Origin of the sequence: Actinocrinis sp., assembly GCF_035946395.1 — a bacterium.
In the GTDB taxonomy this organism is placed as follows: Bacteria; Actinomycetota; Actinomycetes; order Streptomycetales; family Catenulisporaceae; genus Actinocrinis.
The window spans coordinates 1-14,775 of the sequence record NZ_DASYZI010000196.1; the positions used below are offsets into that span (position 1 = coordinate 1).

9 protein-coding genes and 1 pseudogene are annotated in these 14,775 nt (G+C 69.2%); 3 read left to right on the forward strand and 7 right to left on the reverse strand.

The window, feature by feature from the left end; genetic code table 11:
- The 3 genes from VGS97_RS12280 to VGS97_RS12290 all read right to left on the reverse strand — a co-directional run.
- Window positions 1-467 (reverse strand): TetR/AcrR family transcriptional regulator (locus VGS97_RS12280; protein ID WP_349262098.1); only part of this gene is annotated, 467 nt, incomplete at its 3' end.
- Between the two features lie 113 nt (window positions 468-580).
- Window positions 581-1,558 carry an acyl-CoA desaturase gene (locus VGS97_RS12285; RefSeq protein ID WP_326853520.1) on the reverse strand — a complete coding sequence of 326 codons (978 nt, stop codon included), beginning with the start codon at window positions 1,556-1,558 and terminating at the stop codon, window positions 581-583.
- A gap of 241 nt (window positions 1,559-1,799) precedes the next feature.
- A complete protein-coding gene (locus VGS97_RS12290; RefSeq protein WP_326853521.1) occupies window positions 1,800-2,984 on the reverse strand; it encodes a winged helix-turn-helix domain-containing protein in 1,185 nt (394 codons plus the stop codon).
- Window positions 2,985-3,345: 361 nt separating this feature from the next.
- On the opposite strand from VGS97_RS12290, the gene VGS97_RS12295 reads away from it, so the two are divergent.
- Window positions 3,346-4,836 (forward strand): NAD(P)/FAD-dependent oxidoreductase, encoded by a 1,491-nt coding sequence (locus VGS97_RS12295; RefSeq protein ID WP_326853522.1) that lies wholly within the window; start codon window positions 3,346-3,348, stop codon window positions 4,834-4,836.
- A gap of 237 nt (window positions 4,837-5,073) precedes the next feature.
- Complete coding sequence (locus VGS97_RS12300; protein ID WP_326853523.1) at window positions 5,074-6,366, forward strand: cyclopropane-fatty-acyl-phospholipid synthase family protein; 1,293 nt, start codon at window positions 5,074-5,076, stop codon at window positions 6,364-6,366.
- 144 nt (window positions 6,367-6,510) lie between these two features.
- Here the strand turns inward: VGS97_RS12300 and VGS97_RS12305 are convergent, their stop codons facing one another.
- Window positions 6,511-7,467 (reverse strand): DMT family transporter, encoded by a 957-nt coding sequence (locus tag VGS97_RS12305; protein ID WP_326853524.1) that lies wholly within the window; start codon window positions 7,465-7,467, stop codon window positions 6,511-6,513.
- Between the two features lie 373 nt (window positions 7,468-7,840).
- Here VGS97_RS12305 and VGS97_RS12310 point away from each other — a divergent pair, with 373 nt between their 5' ends.
- The gene (locus VGS97_RS12310) at window positions 7,841-11,227 is read left to right on the forward strand and encodes a S8 family serine peptidase (RefSeq protein ID WP_326853525.1); all 3,387 of its coding nucleotides are present in this window, start codon (window positions 7,841-7,843) and stop codon (window positions 11,225-11,227) included.
- A gap of 82 nt (window positions 11,228-11,309) precedes the next feature.
- Here the strand turns inward: VGS97_RS12310 and VGS97_RS12315 are convergent, their stop codons facing one another.
- From VGS97_RS12315 to VGS97_RS29550, 3 genes and pseudogenes are all read right to left on the reverse strand, one after another.
- Complete coding sequence (locus VGS97_RS12315) at window positions 11,310-13,640, reverse strand: glycosyltransferase family 39 protein (protein WP_326853526.1); 2,331 nt, start codon at window positions 13,638-13,640, stop codon at window positions 11,310-11,312.
- Window positions 13,641-13,815: 175 nt separating this feature from the next.
- Window positions 13,816-14,637, reverse strand: a complete 822-nt coding sequence (locus tag VGS97_RS12320; protein ID WP_326853527.1) for a hypothetical protein — start codon at window positions 14,635-14,637, stop codon at window positions 13,816-13,818.
- A pseudogene (locus VGS97_RS29550) lies at window positions 14,637-14,775 on the reverse strand (NAD(+)/NADH kinase); the annotation flags it as partial. The pseudogene VGS97_RS29550 and the gene VGS97_RS12320, both read right to left, overlap by 1 nt.

The following is a 14,775-nucleotide window of genomic DNA, read 5'->3' on the forward strand; positions in this document are numbered from 1 at the left end:
GCCACCATCCCGACCAGCATCTGCGAGTACATCGCGCCGAACGCGGGGTCGTAGCCGCGGCTGGAGAACTCCACACCCAGGATGTGCTCCACCCGGGTGGCGATATCGCTGATCAGCGATGCGAAGTTGCCGGTCGAGGCGGCCACCGGCGAGTCGCGCACCAGGATGCGGAAGCCGTCGCTGTGCGACTCCACGTAGTTCAGCAGCGCGAACGCGGCCTGTTCGAGCAGTTCGCGCGGGTGCCCCGCGGTCAACGCCGAGGTCACCATGTCCAGCAGGGTGCGCATCTCGCGGTCGACGACGACCGCGTACAGCCCTTCCTTGCCGCCGAAGTGCTCGTACACCACCGGCTTGGAGACACCCGCCTTGGCCGCGATCTCCTCCACGCTGGTGGCGTCGAACCCGCGTTCCGCGAACAGCGCCCGGCCGATTTCGAGCAACTGCTCGCGTCGTTCCTTGCCGCTCATCCGGACGCGCTGCACGCTCTGCCCGTCAGTCGTCACCCCGTCATTTTGCCGTATGCCGTCAGGACATACGGCACCACGCCGTGCGGTGTCACGCCTTCACGGGCATACCGGCGTTACGCCGTACGGCGCGCGGCGATTCGGGCGGCGTTCGGCCAGCGGACATCGCGGGCCCAGCCGAGTTTCTCGAACAGCCAGATGATCCGGGCGCTGGAATCCACCTGCCCGCGCAGCACCCCGTGCCGCGCCGAGGTCGGGTCGGCGTGGTGCAGGTTGTGCCAGGACTCGCCCATGGACAGCACGGCCAGCCACCACACGTTGCCGGACTTGTCCCGGGACCGGAATGGCCGTTCGCCCGCCGCGTGGCAGATCGAGTTGATCGACCAGGTCACGTGGTGCAGCAGCCCGATGCGCACGAGGGCGCCCCAGAAGAACGCGGTCAGCGCACCCTGCCAGGACCACGACCACAGGCCGCCGAGCAGCGGGGGAGTGAGCACCGAGGCCGCGACCAGCCACGGGAACGCGCGCGACACCTTGACGATCGCCCGGTCCTTGAGCAGGTCGGGCGCGTACTGCCGCTGGTCGGTCTGCTCCACGTCGAACAGCCAGCCCATGTGCGCGAAGAGCAGCCCCTTGATCAGCGCCGGGATGGTCGAACCGTACCGCCACGGGGAGTGCGGGTCACCCGCCTTGTCCGAGTAGCGGTGGTGCCGGCGGTGGTCGGCGACCCAGCGGATCACCGGTCCCTCGACCGCCAGCGAGCCGGCCACCGCGAGTACCACTCGCAGCGCCTTGACCGCCTTGAACGAACTGTGGGTGAAGAGGCGGTGGAATCCGACCGTGACCCCGTGCCCGGAGACCGCGTACATCGCGAACGCGATCACCACGTCGCGCCAGCCCAGGCCCCAGCCCCAGGCGACCGGGACCGCCGCCAGCACGGCCACGAACGGGAACCCGATGAACAGCGCGATCGCCACCCGCTCCTTGGCGGACTGGCGCAGGCCGCTCAGCGTGCCGGCGCTGGCCGCTTCCTCGGAGCTCCCGACGGTCGAAGGGATGGTGCGGGTGGCGGGGGCCTCGGCGGAAGCAGTCATCGGCGGATCGGATCCCTTTCGAGCGCGATCGTCCCCTTGACGGGGCTTGTCCGGCGGGATCGCGAAGACCCCTACGCTTCCGTAAGTTACGGTCGCGTAGGTGTTCCGGCAAGTGGACGTGGTCGATGAGGTGTCATCCGCGTTGACTCCACGTTGACGCAGCGTCGTTCAGATGTGTCATCCGGACGTGTCATGAGCGGTGCCGTACAGGGGCGTCGTACGGCGGCGTCATGCGGGAGCGTCATCCAGACGCCGCGACCGCCTCGTGCAGTGCCGGAGCCAGCCGTGCCGGTTCGACCGCCTCGACCCGCACCGCGTCGCAGCCGACCCACTCCGCCGCCTCCCGCAGCGCTCGTGCCATCGGCTCCACCGCCTTGGCCGTGGCCAGTGAGACCTGACGGCCGATCAGCGTGCGCCCCTCACGCGCCGGATCCACGCGGCCGACCAACTGCCCGCCGTGCAGTAGCGGCGTCACGTAGTAGCCGTGTATCCGTTTCGCCTTCGGTACGTACGCCTCCAGCCGGTGCGTGAAACCGAAGAGCCGCTCAGCACGCGGCCGGTGCCAGATCAGCGAGTCGAATGGGGACAGCAGCGTCGTACGGTGCCGCCCGCCCGCGCCCGATTCGAGCGCGGCCAGCGCCGCCGGGTCGGCCCACGCGTCCTGGCTCCAGCCGTCCACCTCGACCGGTACCAGCCCGGCCTCCTCGGCGAGCGCCGGGAAGTTCTTGGCGTTCTTCAGCCGGTAGTAGTCGACCAGGTCCGAGCGCGTCGCCACGCCCATCGCGTGCCCGGCCTGCGCGATCATGCGCACCGAGCAGGCGTGGTCGTCGAGGTCGTCGTGCAGCAGCTGCTCCGGGATGGCCCGCTGCGGCAGGTCGTAGACCCGTCGCCAGCCGCGCCGCTCGACGCAGACCACCTCGCCGGTGGCGAGCAGCCCTTCCACCCCGAGCTTCACGTCGGACCAGTCCCACCAGCCCGGGGTCTTGCGGGCCCCGCCGAGTTCCTTGGTGGTCAGCGGACCCTCGGCGGCCAGCCGCGCGGTGATCCCGCGCAGTGTCTCCTCGGAGATGTCCGTGCTGCCCCAGACGCCGCCGCGCTTGCGGTACTCGCGTCGGCGCAGCGCCATCATCGGCCACTCCTCGACGGGCATGACGCAGGCCGCGTGCGACCAGTACTCGAAGGTGCGCGCCGCCCCCGGTCGATGCGTCCAGAACGCCGTGTGGATCGCCTCGCGCCCGATCGGCCCGAGGCGGGAGAACGGGACCAGTTCCTGCGAGCGTGCCAGCACCGAGATCGTGTCGAGCTGCACCGCGCCGAGCAGCCGCAGCACGCCGGAGACCCCGGCCCGCCGATTGATCGCGCCCAGCAGCCCCTGCGCCCGCAGCGCCGCGCGGCGCGCCTCGTCCGCGGACAGAATCGTTCCCATGCAGAGACTCTAGCTGCCTGAACCGACAAGTCTGCCGGGTCCACCTGCGCGGCGACCGCCCAAGGGGGCGAGGCAGGCCCGCCTGGCCCGCTTGACAAGGTGTGGCTGCTGACGCCGTGTCAGCTACACAGCGGCAACACCCCCGACCACAGGCCATCGTGGCCAGAGGCCTATACTCGATACGTAAACGAGTGAAGCTTCCTTTCAGTTGAAGCTTTCCGAGTGGGGAGCCGCAGCAGTCTTCCCACTTCCGCGACCCAACGCCCCATCGCTGTGGCAAGCGTCGAGGACCACCCGCCATGCCACCACCCCGCTCACCCGAGCGATGGATTGAGCCGAGTAGGACGCGTCGAAGGAACCCGTGAGCGAGCCCATGATGAATACTGCGCTGACTCCTGCTGCCACAGCTCCTAACATCACTGCCTCTAACAGCACAGTCTCGAACAGCACAGCCTCCAACATCCCGCCGCGCATCCTCGTCGTCGGCGGCGGATATGTCGGGATGTACACGGCCCGGCGGATCCTCAAGCAGCTCAAGCGCGGAGAGGCGATCGTGACTGTCGTCGACCCGCGTGCCTACATGACGTACCAGCCCTTCCTGCCCGAGGCCGCCGCGGGCTCGATCGCCCCACGCAACCTGGTGGCCCCGCTGCGCCGGGTGCTCAAGGGCCCGAACGCCGAGGTGATCACCGGACGCGTCGTCTCAGTGGATCACAGCCGCCGGGCGGCCCGGATCGCTCCGAACACCGGCGAGGCCTACGAGCTGTCCTTCGACCAACTCGTCGTCGCGGTCGGCTCGGTGCCCCGCACGCTGCCCATCCCCGGCCTGGCCGAGCACGGCATCGGCTTCAAGCAGGTCGAGGAGGCCATCAGCCTGCGCAACCACGTGATCGGGCAGATCGACCTGGCCGACTCCATCAAGGACCCGGCGCTCCGGCGCAAGGCGCTGACCTTCGTCTTCGTCGGCGGCGGCTTCGCCGGGGTCGAGGCCATCGCCGAGATGGAGGACATGGCCCGGGACGTGTCCAAGTGGTACGCCAACGTTGAGCCGGAGGACATGCGCTGGCTCCTGGTCGAGGCCGCGGACCGCATCCTGCCCGAGGTCGGCCCGGAACTCGGCGTGTGGACCGCGGAGGAACTGCGCGACCGCGGCATCCAGGTCAAGATGAAGACGCTGCTGAACTCCTGCGTGGACAACCACGTCGTGCTGTCCGACGGTACCGAGCTGGACGCCTCGACCGTGGTGTGGACCGCGGGCGTCAAGCCGAACCCGGTCGTCGCGCGGCTCGGCGTCCCGCTCGGCCCGAAGGGTCACGTGGACGCGCAGGCCAACCTGCTGGTGACCGGATTCGACCACGTCTGGGCCGCCGGCGACTGCGCCCAGGTGCCCGACCTGGCCAAGGGGCAGGGCAACTGGTGCTCCCCGTCCGCGCAGCACGCCGTGCGCCAGGCCAAGCGGCTCGCCGAGAACATCGTCGCCTCGCTGCGCGGAAAGGCCGTCCAGGACTACGTGCACAAGCACGTCGGCTCGGTGGCCGGACTCGGTATCGGCAAGGGCGTGGCGAACGTGTACGGCATGAAGCTGCGCGGCTGGCCCGCCTGGCTCATGCACCGCGCCTACCACGTCAGCCGGGTGCCCACCTTCAACCGCAAGGTGCGGGTGTGCGCCGACTGGCTGCTGGCCGGGTTCTTCCGGCGCGAGGCCGTCTCGCTCGCCTCCTTCGAGAACCCGCGCGAGGAGTTCACCGTGGTGGCGGTCCCCGTGGCGCTGCCGAAGCAGGCTGCTGCCGCCGCCATCGAGCTGGTGAACGGCCGGGCTCCGCAGAAGTCGGCCGAACCTGCGTCGGTCTGACCGGCCGCCCTGGTCTGACCGGCTCGGCCTGATCACGCTGAGCTGACCATTGCGGGCTGATCACCCCGAGCTGATCCGCCTTCGGGCCGGCCCCACGCCGGTCTGAAGGCGCATCGCTCGACGCTGTGTTGATCTGACCTCGTATCAGTCTGACAGGGGATCAGTTCATCGGCTCAACACGCGGATGTTCGGATGCATTTCGCTGCGGTTGTAGGTGCGGCGTTTCACAATGGTCCTGTGACTGTTGTGGAAGCCGGGCCCGCATTCTCCGTCGATCCGCAGCGATGGCCCGATCTGGCCCGCGTGCCGGACGCCGGTTTGAAGGCACGGCTCGCGCGTAAGGTCTTCGCGCGAGCCGTGGCGCACCTGCCTCTGCGCGTCGTCGGGCCGTCCGGTCGGCGGCTCGGCGGGGGCGGCGACGAGCGCTCCGCCGTGATGCGGCTGAACCGTCCGCGTGAGTTCTTCGCCCGATTGGGTGTACACGGCCTGATCGGCTTCGGCGAGGCCTACCAGACCGGCGCCTGGGACGCAGACGACCTGGCCGCCGTGCTCGGCGCCTTCGCCCGCCGTATCGCCGACGTGGTGCCGCGCCCGTTGCAGAAGCTGCGCGGCCTGTACGTCGCGCGTTTCCCGGCGGGTGAGGACGGTTCACCGGCCAACGCGCGGCGCAACATCGAGCGGCATTATGACCTGTCAAATGGTCTGTTCGAGTTATTCCTCGACGAGTCGATGACCTATTCGAGCGGCCTCTACGGTGGAGCGCAGGCCGCGTCCGACTTCGAGCCGGACGCCGACGCCGACGCGCTGCACGAGGCGCAACTGCGCAAGATCGACGCGGTCCTGGACGCGGCCGGCGTGCGTGAGGGCTCGAAGGTCCTGGAGATCGGCTCCGGTTGGGGCGCGCTCGCCATCCGCGCGGCGGCTGAGCGCGGCGCGCACGTCACCACGCTGACCCTCTCAACAGAGCAGAAGGCGCTGGCCGAGCAGCGCATCGCACAGGCTGGGCTCGGCGACCGCGTCGAGGTGCGACTGGCCGACTACCGCGAGGTCGGGCCGCCACAGGGCGCCCCCGGCTACGACGCGGTGGTCTCGGTCGAGATGATCGAGGCGGTCGGTGAGCGCTACTGGCGGGACTACTTCGAGACGATCGACCGGTTGCTGGCCCCCGGTGGCCGCGCGGTCGTGCAGTCGATCACGATGGCCCATCAGCGGATGCTGGCCACCCGGAAGACGTACACGTGGATGCACAAGTACATCTTCCCGGGCGGCCTGATCCCCTCGGTGACCGCGATCGAGCAGGCGCTGCGCGCACGTACCCGCCTGCGCCTGGTGCGTAGGCTCGACTTCGGCGAGGACTACGCGCGCACCCTGCGCACGTGGCGTGACCGCTTCGAAGCGCACTGGCCGGCAGCCAACGCACTCGGCTTCGACGAGGTCTTCCACCGCACGTGGCGGTTCTACCTCGCTTACTGCGAGGCCGGTTTCGCCTCGGGCTATCTCGGCGTCTCACAGCTCACCTTCGCGCGCTGACGCCCGCGCACCGCACGCGCACGACGTCGGCACGTGTGGGAACAACGCGATCGCGCAGGCAGCCGCCCCGCGAGCCGAGGTAGAACTCTGCAAACTCTCCGGATTCCTGTTCCACAGCCCCTTACTCACCGAGGGCGCGGCCCGCTACCTGTTGCCGGCTACTTCTCCCTCGACCAGTTCTTCGACCAACGGCACCGGCTCCGCAACCAGCTCAGCCATCCGCTCCCTCTCGCCCGCCGACTCCGGTGCGGTCGACTTGTGGGTCGACAGCCAACTGCCCGCGAGCACCAGCGGGAAGCCGACCGCGACGCCGACGGTGAACCGCTCGCTGAGCACCACCATGCCGAGCAGTACGGCCACCGCCGGGTTGATGAACGTGATGATGGTGGACCGCACCGGCCCCACCTCGGCGATCAACTCGAAGAAGAGCAGGAACGCGGACGCGGTGCACACCAGGCCCAGCACCAGGATCGCCGCGACCACGTTGGCGTGTGGCAAGCTGTGCGGGTGCGAGAAGACGGCCGCCGGCAGGTAAACCACCGCGACCGCGGCCAACGCGAGCGAGAGCACGGCCAGCGTTGGCACGTCGGCGAGCCGTCGGTCCGCGATGATCGGCGCGATCGCGTACCCCACAGCGACGAGCAGTACCTCGGTCATGTGCGCCGGTGAGGCGTTCCCGACGTCCAAGCCGACCACCGCCGCCACTCCGGCCACGCCGACGAGCAGCCCGAGCAGCCGCCGCGGATCGAGCACCGTGTGGTCGCCGAGCCGCCAGGTGACCAGGGTGCTGATCAGCGGCACCGCCGCGATCAGCAGGCCCGCCAGGCTGCTGCTGATGTGCTGCTCGGCGTCGCCCAGCAGCAGCCAAGGCCCGCCGATCTCCAGCGCGGCGAAGGCGAGCAGCGGCCGCCACGCACGCAGCGCGGGCCGGATCAGTCCCCGCCGCAGCGCGAGCGGCATGAGGATCGCGGCCGCGATGGCCGTGCGTGCGAACACCAGGAACGGCGCGCTGACACCTTCCAGCGCGATCTTGATGAACAGGTACGGTATGCCCCAGATCGCGGACATCACGCTGAAAAGTAGCCAGCCACGCCTGGACATGTAACTCCCCTCTGCAACGTGTGCAGCTTACGACACGCCACCGACACGCGGTATTCCCCGATGTCGGCGCCGTTGGCTTCCGCGCGCGCATCGGATGCATGGAGCTGCATCCCACGCCGGGGATGTCCGTGCCCTACTGCACCCGAGCGATGAAACGCGCCGTTGCGGGCGTGTGCCGTGAACAGCACGGCCCGAACGGCGCAAGATTCTTCTGAACCGCGGCTGCGCGCGAGCCCGTTCCCCTAGCGCCTTCGGACGGCCGCAAGGGTTTCATCGCGGGCGCCTGTGAAGGCTCGCTGCCGCCTTGGAGGGATGATTCACGATGCGCGAGAAAACCAGGCGTCGCTTACCTACTGCATCCATCACTGGCGTCGTGGCGCTGGCGATCGGCGGTTCGGCCTATGGCGCGGTACCGGCGGCGGCCGCGTCACCGGCCGCCGTGGCGAAGTCCCCCTTCATCGTGGTGCTCACCAATCAGCACCCTGATGTCTCCGCGAAGGCCACGCGGCGGCGGCAGATCATCGGGCAGGACCAGGCGCCGTTGGTCGCCAGGGCTCGTTCCGGCGGCGCGGCGAACATCAAGGCGTTCTCCGTGGTCAACGCCTTCGCGGCGACGATGACCGCTGCGCAGGCCGACAGCCTGCGTGCCGATCCGTCGGTGGCCGAGGTCGTGCCCGACCGCATGGTCCCGCTCACGCCGCTGACCGAGCAGGACAAGACCGCGATCATGCAGCAGGCCGGGGTGACCGCGCCCCCGGACCACATGATCCCCGGCACCTGCCCCTCCGACCCGGCAAAGCCGCTGCTGGAACCGGAGGCGTTGCAGGCCACACACACCGCGTTCCTCGACCGGTCGGTTCCGCAGGCGCAGAACCTGGTCGACGGCAGCGGGGTCAAGGTCGCCTGGATCGCCGACGGCCTCGACACCAAGAACCCCGACTTCATCCGTGCCGACGGCACCCCGGTCTTCACCGACTACCAGGACTTCTCCGGCACCGACCCGAACCTCGGCGGGGCCGGCGGCGAGGCCTTCGGCGACGCGAGCTCGATCGCCGCGCAGGGCCGGCAGGTGTACGACCTGTCGAACTTCGTCGACTCCGCGCACCCGCTGCCCAAGGGCTGCACGATCACCGTGCGCGGCATGGCCCCCGGCGCCTCGCTGGTCGGCCTGAACGTGTTCGGCTCGTCCAACTTCGCGATCAACTCGTCCATCATCCAGGCGATCGACTACGCGGTCACCGTGGACAAGGTCGACGTCATCAACGAGTCCTTCGGCGGCAACGCGTTCCCGACCGCCGGAACCGACCCGACCGCGCTGGCCGACGACGCCGCGGTAGCCGCCGGTATCACCGTGGTCAGCTCCACCGGCGACGCCGGCCCGACCGACACGATCGGTTCGCCCGCCGCCGATCCCTCGGTCATCTCGGTCGGCGCGACCACGACCTTCCGCACCCAGGCGCAGACCGGCTATGCGGGCACCCGCAACTTCGCGACGTCCTGGGCCAGCAACAACCCCTCGCCGTTCTCCTCCGGCGGGACCACCGACCGCGGTCGCGTCCCGGACCTGGTCGCCCCCGGCCAGGACGGCTGGGCGCTGTGCACCCCCGACCCGGTGCGCTTCGCCGACTGCACGGCGTTCAACGGCAAGCCCTCGCCGATCGAGGACTTCGGTGGCACCAGCGAGTCCTCCCCGTTGGTGGCCGGCGCCGCGGCGCTGGTGATCGAGGCGTACGAACACACCCACAACGGGGTGAGGCCCGCCCCCGCGCTGGTCAAGCAGATCCTGACCGGCACCGCCACGGACCTCGGCCTGCCCGCGACCCAACAGGGCGCCGGCGAGCTGAACGCATACCGCGCAGTGCTCGAAGCGATGTCGATCAACGACTCGAACGGGAGCCCGGAGCCGCAGGGCGATGGTCTGATGATCACTACGCCCACCGGTGACACGCAGCTGGCCGTGGCCGCCCAGGCGAATCAGACCCGCGACCTGCCCGTCGTCGTCACCAACACCGGCGCGGTGACGCAGACCGTCTCGGCGCACGGCAGGATGCTGGGCCGCACGCTGTCGGATCTGCGGGCGACCATCCCGCTGAACATCGCCTCGGCCTCGACCCCGGGCTTCCTCGACGGCATCTCCAGCGGGGGCAACCCCGTTCTGCGCAGATTCGCGGAGACGACGTTCACCGTGCCGCCGGGCGCCGACCACCTCGCGGCGCAGCTGACTTGGCCCGGCGGCGCGGCGCATGGCCAGTCGCTGGTCCGCCTCGCGCTCATCGGCCCGAACGGCGAGTACGAGAACCACTCGGTGCCGCAGGGCGCCGGCAACCACGGCACAGCCGACGTGCGCTTCCCGGCACCCGGTCGCTGGACGGCGATCTTCTTCGCCTCCGCCAGCCCGAGCGGCTTCGACGGCAACGTCAACTATGAGATCACCACGACCAAGTTCACCGACTTCGCCGACGTCAGCCCGGACAGCGCGACGCTCGCACCAGGCGAGAGCGCGACGTTCGACGTTCACACGCGCATGCCCGACGACGCGGGTGACCTGTCCGCGGCAGTCGTGTTCGACAGCACACGCACGCAGCGCCAACAGCAAGGTGCCTCACAGAGCACTGCCTCACAACACATCACCACGACGATCCCGCTGACCCTGCGCACCCTGCTGTCGACCAGCAACGACGGCGGCGCCTTCACCGGCACGCTGACCGGCGGCAACGGTCGCGGCAACCCGGGCGCGCAGACCCAGGCGTACGTCTTCGACGTGCCGCGCGGCAAGAAGAGCCTCGGCATCGACCTGACCCTCGCGGCCACCCCGGACCAGAACATTTTCGCGGCCGTCATGGGCCCGGACGGCGAGGTGCTCTCGCTGGCCACGAACCTGACGGTCGACCAGTCGGGCAACGTGGTGCCGACCCGCAGCCTGCAAGGGTTCGTACGAGCGCCCGCCGCCGGACGCTGGACGCTGTTCGTCGACATCGACAACCCGGTCGCCGGCACGACCCTCACCGAGCGCTTCACCGGCCACCTGCGCTTCAACCTGACCGACGTCCACGCCTCCGGCCTGCCACAGGGCATGGTGCCCGCAGGCAGGCCGATCACCGCCGCCATCCGGGTCACGAACACCGGCGCGGCCCCCGAGTCGTTCTTCGCGGACCCGCGCCTGACGACGCAGGCCACCTACACGCTCGCCGTGCTGCCCCCGTCGCTGCCGACAATCCCGTTGCCCTTCCCTGCGACCGCGTTCGGCACCACCTGGCTGGTGCCCACCGAGTCGACCGATCTGAAGATCTCACAGACCTCGACGATCCCGGCCGACTTCGACGCGTCCACGATCGACAACGGCGTCCCGGAGCTGTTCGGGGTCCCGACCAGCGCCAACGCCCTGTCGTCGGCGGCCGAGCTGACCGCCGCGCGGGTGACGCAGGGCGAGTGGGCCGCCGACCCGACCCCGTTCGGCCCAACAAACGGCCCGGTCACCGGCACCGCCACGCTGAGCGCGGCGGTCACGACCCAGCAGTTCGACCCGAACGCGACGTCGAGCACCGGCGACCTGTGGCCGGCCAGCGTCAACCCGTCGGCCCCCATCCCGACGACACTCGACCTCGCCCCAGGCGGATCCGGCACAATCACCGTCACGGTGACCCCGTCCGGAGCGCCGGGAACGACCGTCCACGCGATCGTCTACGTCGACACGTTCTCGTCGTTCCTCGTCAACGGTGACGAAGTAGCCGCGATCCCGTACACCTACACGATCAAGTAGTCGTAGCCGGAGAACAGACGGCCGGTCCGCCCCGGACCCTTCCCGGAGCGGACCGTCCGTCCTATATCGCTTATCGCTTGCCTTACTGAGCGGGCGCAGCACACTGGTACAACGTGCCGCCATCAGCGGATCCACCGAATCCCCCACCTGGGAATCCGCCGCCTGCAACTCCACTGCCGGGGAACGCACTACCGTCCGACAATGAGCTGGTCGTACCGCCGTAGTACGCCGCCGGTACCTCCGTGCACGCGCTCTGCACCCACTGCGTGATCGATCCAACTGTCGTCGCGTTGTCGCCACCCGCGCCGCCGATCCCGCCGAACCCGGACCTGCTACTCACGAGCACGAACTTGAGCTGCCCGGTGTGCACCAGCTTCTGGAACGCAGCCAGTGTCGGCTCGGGCACGGAACCGCTGAAACCACCCATCGGCAGCACCATCTGACCCGTGGCCTCGATGAAAGGCGCCGCCGTGCTCCAAGAAGTCGTCGCCATGACGTAGCGTGCGCCGTCCTTACGTGCGTCGACGTAGCTAAGCAATTGTTGCTGCTGCGCGGTGAGCGTTCCTGTAGCCACGAGGCCGCGGCCGTTCGCCGGCCCGGCAGTAGCGTCGAATGCGCTTCCGTCATACGCGCTGTTGAACGCCGATAGGGACCACGCCGTAGGCATCAGCACCATCGCCACGACACCAGTCACCAATGCCATCGTCGTCACCCTGAGCGTGAGCCGTCCACGCCGCACAACACCATCGAACGGTAGCCGACCGGCGACCAACGCGAGGACCGCTATCGCACCGACGACGATCACCGTCGGGGCGAGCCAGGGCAGGAAGCCGCTGTACGGCCGCGCCAGATAGACCGCCCACCCGACCTGTCCCGCGACCACCACCTGCATCAGCCAAGCCGTACGTCCACCACGGCGATACGCACGCCAGAACTCGACGATCCCGAGCGCCGACAATGCAGCGAGCGGTGGCGCGAGCGCCGCCAGGTACGCCGTGTGTGGAATGTTGATCTGACTGAACACGGTCATGACGGTCGTGAGCCACATGCCCCACAGGACCAGACCGGTGCCGAGCCGATCCGCTCGTCTGCGGCGCCGGAACCAGCCGGCGAGCCCAAACACCAGCGCTGCCCCGGCGAGTGGGTAAAGCCAGCCGATCTGCGTGACGAATCGACCCGTGAAGAGCTTGTTCAGCCCTGTCGCCTGGCCAGCGAAACCACCGCCCCCATACCCACCTCCACCAACCCCGCCTCCGCCAATCCCACCCACACCAATCCTGCCTCCGCCAATTCCGCTTCCCCCACTTCCGCCCCCGCCTCCGGGCCCGCCTCCGGGCCCGACACCCGGACCTGCACCATCGCCGCCTCCTGACAGCCCGAACTCCTCCATCAGTTCCGACCGCAACGCTCCGAACTCGCCAGGCCCACCAGGCCCGCCAGACTTACCGAACCCGCCCTGCCCACCTGGTCTGCCACCACGACCCCCGGCCCCGAAGCCTTCGACCGAACCCGCGACGTTGACGCCGAACCGGCCGAAACCGTTGTACCCGAACACCATCGACATGGCGCTGTTGTCGGTGCTGCCGTCGATGTACGGCCGGTCGTTGGCAGGCGTGAGCGTGTAGAGCAGGATCCACGAGAACGACACCGCCGCGGCCACCACGCCCGCGAGCAACAGGTGCAGCAACCGTCGCCGCAGCGTCGGCGTCGCGGTGAACAGATACCCGAGCGCGAGCGCGGGCAAGATGATCCAGGCCTCCATCATCTTCGCCTGGAATCCCAGCCCGACCCACATGCCCGCGAGCAGCAGCGAGCGCAGCCTCCCCTCGACGACCGCGCGCTGGTACGAATCGGCCGCCAGCACGAGGCACATCGTCAGCGCGCCGTCCTCCATCGGATGGCCGAACATCGAGGCGACGACCGGCGTCAGGGTGAACAACCCCGCCGCGAGCACCGCAGGCACGGGTCCGGCCCAACGGCGCACCACGCGGTGCATCGCCAGGACGCTGACGACACCCTCGATCACCTGAGGCAGCGTCAGTGACCATTGGTGGAAGCCGAAGATCCGCGCCGAGAGCGCCTGCGGCAGGAACGAACCGGCCAGCTTGTCTATCGTGATCGTCGCGCCCGGGTCGAGCGCGCCGTAGAAGAACGCCTTCCAGCTGACCGACATGCTCTTGACCGCGGTCGAGTAGAAGTAGGCGTAGCCGCTGTTGCTGATGTTCCACGCGTAAAGCGCCGCGGCGAGGGCCGCGATCGTCAGCAGCACCGGGCGGGACCACGTCGGCTGGTCCTCAGGTGAGCGCCAGATCATCCACCGCGCTCGGGCTCTTCGGCGGCGGGCCTGTTCGCCGGCGAATGTGGAATCAGGGGTGGCGACGGGAGCGGGGGCGGTCGATGGCGTCGCGGTCATGAGTCTTTCCCAATCTCGTGGCCGGAATACGGGCAAACAGAATCTTTCGGATAAACCTGAAGCCCCGATGAAACCGGCATGAGGAGTCGATGAGCGAATCAGAGTCAGACCCGTCCACTGTCTGATTCGCCCGCCGTCACACGTCACCTGCGAAGGCTCTTCGCCTGACCGCCGGCTATCGGCCCTCGTCTGCCAGGCGCCGCAATTGAGTTCGGATCTTCCTGCCGAGTCGGCGTGTTTCGCGCCGATTGGCCCACGCTCCGGCGGCCGCGCCGCTCAGCAGCGGGGCGAGCGACAGCGTGCTGCGTCCGGCGCGCAGGGTCAGCCGCCGGGATAACCGCGCGCGCAACGCAGGACCGATGGCGACTGCGACGCTACCGGGCGCGAGCGTCACGCCGCGCCGATCGGTCCACACCGCGGTATATCTGACCATCCGATCTACGCCCGAGCCCGGCGGGCGAAGGCCATAGACCTCGTGCAGCTCCGCGATCAGCTTGATCTCGATCCCCACCACGGCAACCGTCTCCGCCGCGACCTCAACCGCGAACAGCGGGGCGATCGGCAACACGGCCCACACGCCGACCGCGGCGCCCACCGCGCCACTGGCCCGTGTGGCCGCGTCGATCAGAGCGTCGGCGAGCTCATCATCGGACAATCCCGGATACTGGCGCCGCAGCGCCGCCTGGTCGCGTACCGGCAGCCTCGGCGCCATCGCCAACACCTCGTCAGCAAGGTGCCGCACGGACAACCGAGCCGCGCGGCCGCCACCGACTACCCCGCGCCGCAGAATTCCAGCGAGCTTCGAGAGCAGACGGCGTGATCGCTGCGGCGCGCCGCTCGCATCACCCGCCTTCGCAAGCTCACCGACGATCGTGGCGACCGCATCATCGCCACCTTCACTTTGCCGCCCCACCGCCGATGTCGATGCCGACGCCGACGCGTCTGACGCATCCGACCCGCCCGACGCGTCTGGTGCATCCGATTTGCGGCCCCGCATCAGTCCGCCTCCACACTGCCGCTCACACGCAGTTTGCGGCGCGCCCGCTCGTAGAAAGTCGTATTACCAAGACGTACTACCCGGGCCGCGGCCCGGCTCGCCGTGACTTCCAGCCGGTCACCGGCTCCCAAACGCGTG

Bases quoted from the DNA above. Each gene is read 5' to 3' on its own strand.
- VGS97_RS12305 (WP_326853524.1), bottom strand. From the start codon at position 7,467: ATGTCCAGGCGTGGCTGGCTACTTTTCAGCGTGATGTCCGCGATCTGG.
- VGS97_RS12320 (WP_326853527.1), bottom strand. From the start codon at position 14,637: ATGCGGGGCCGCAAATCGGATGCACCAGACGCGTCGGGCGGGTCGGAT.
- VGS97_RS12290 (WP_326853521.1), bottom strand. From the start codon at position 2,984: ATGGGAACGATTCTGTCCGCGGACGAGGCGCGCCGCGCGGCGCTGCGG.
- VGS97_RS12315 (WP_326853526.1), bottom strand. From the start codon at position 13,640: ATGACCGCGACGCCATCGACCGCCCCCGCTCCCGTCGCCACCCCTGAT.
- VGS97_RS12285 (WP_326853520.1), bottom strand. From the start codon at position 1,558: ATGACTGCTTCCGCCGAGGCCCCCGCCACCCGCACCATCCCTTCGACC.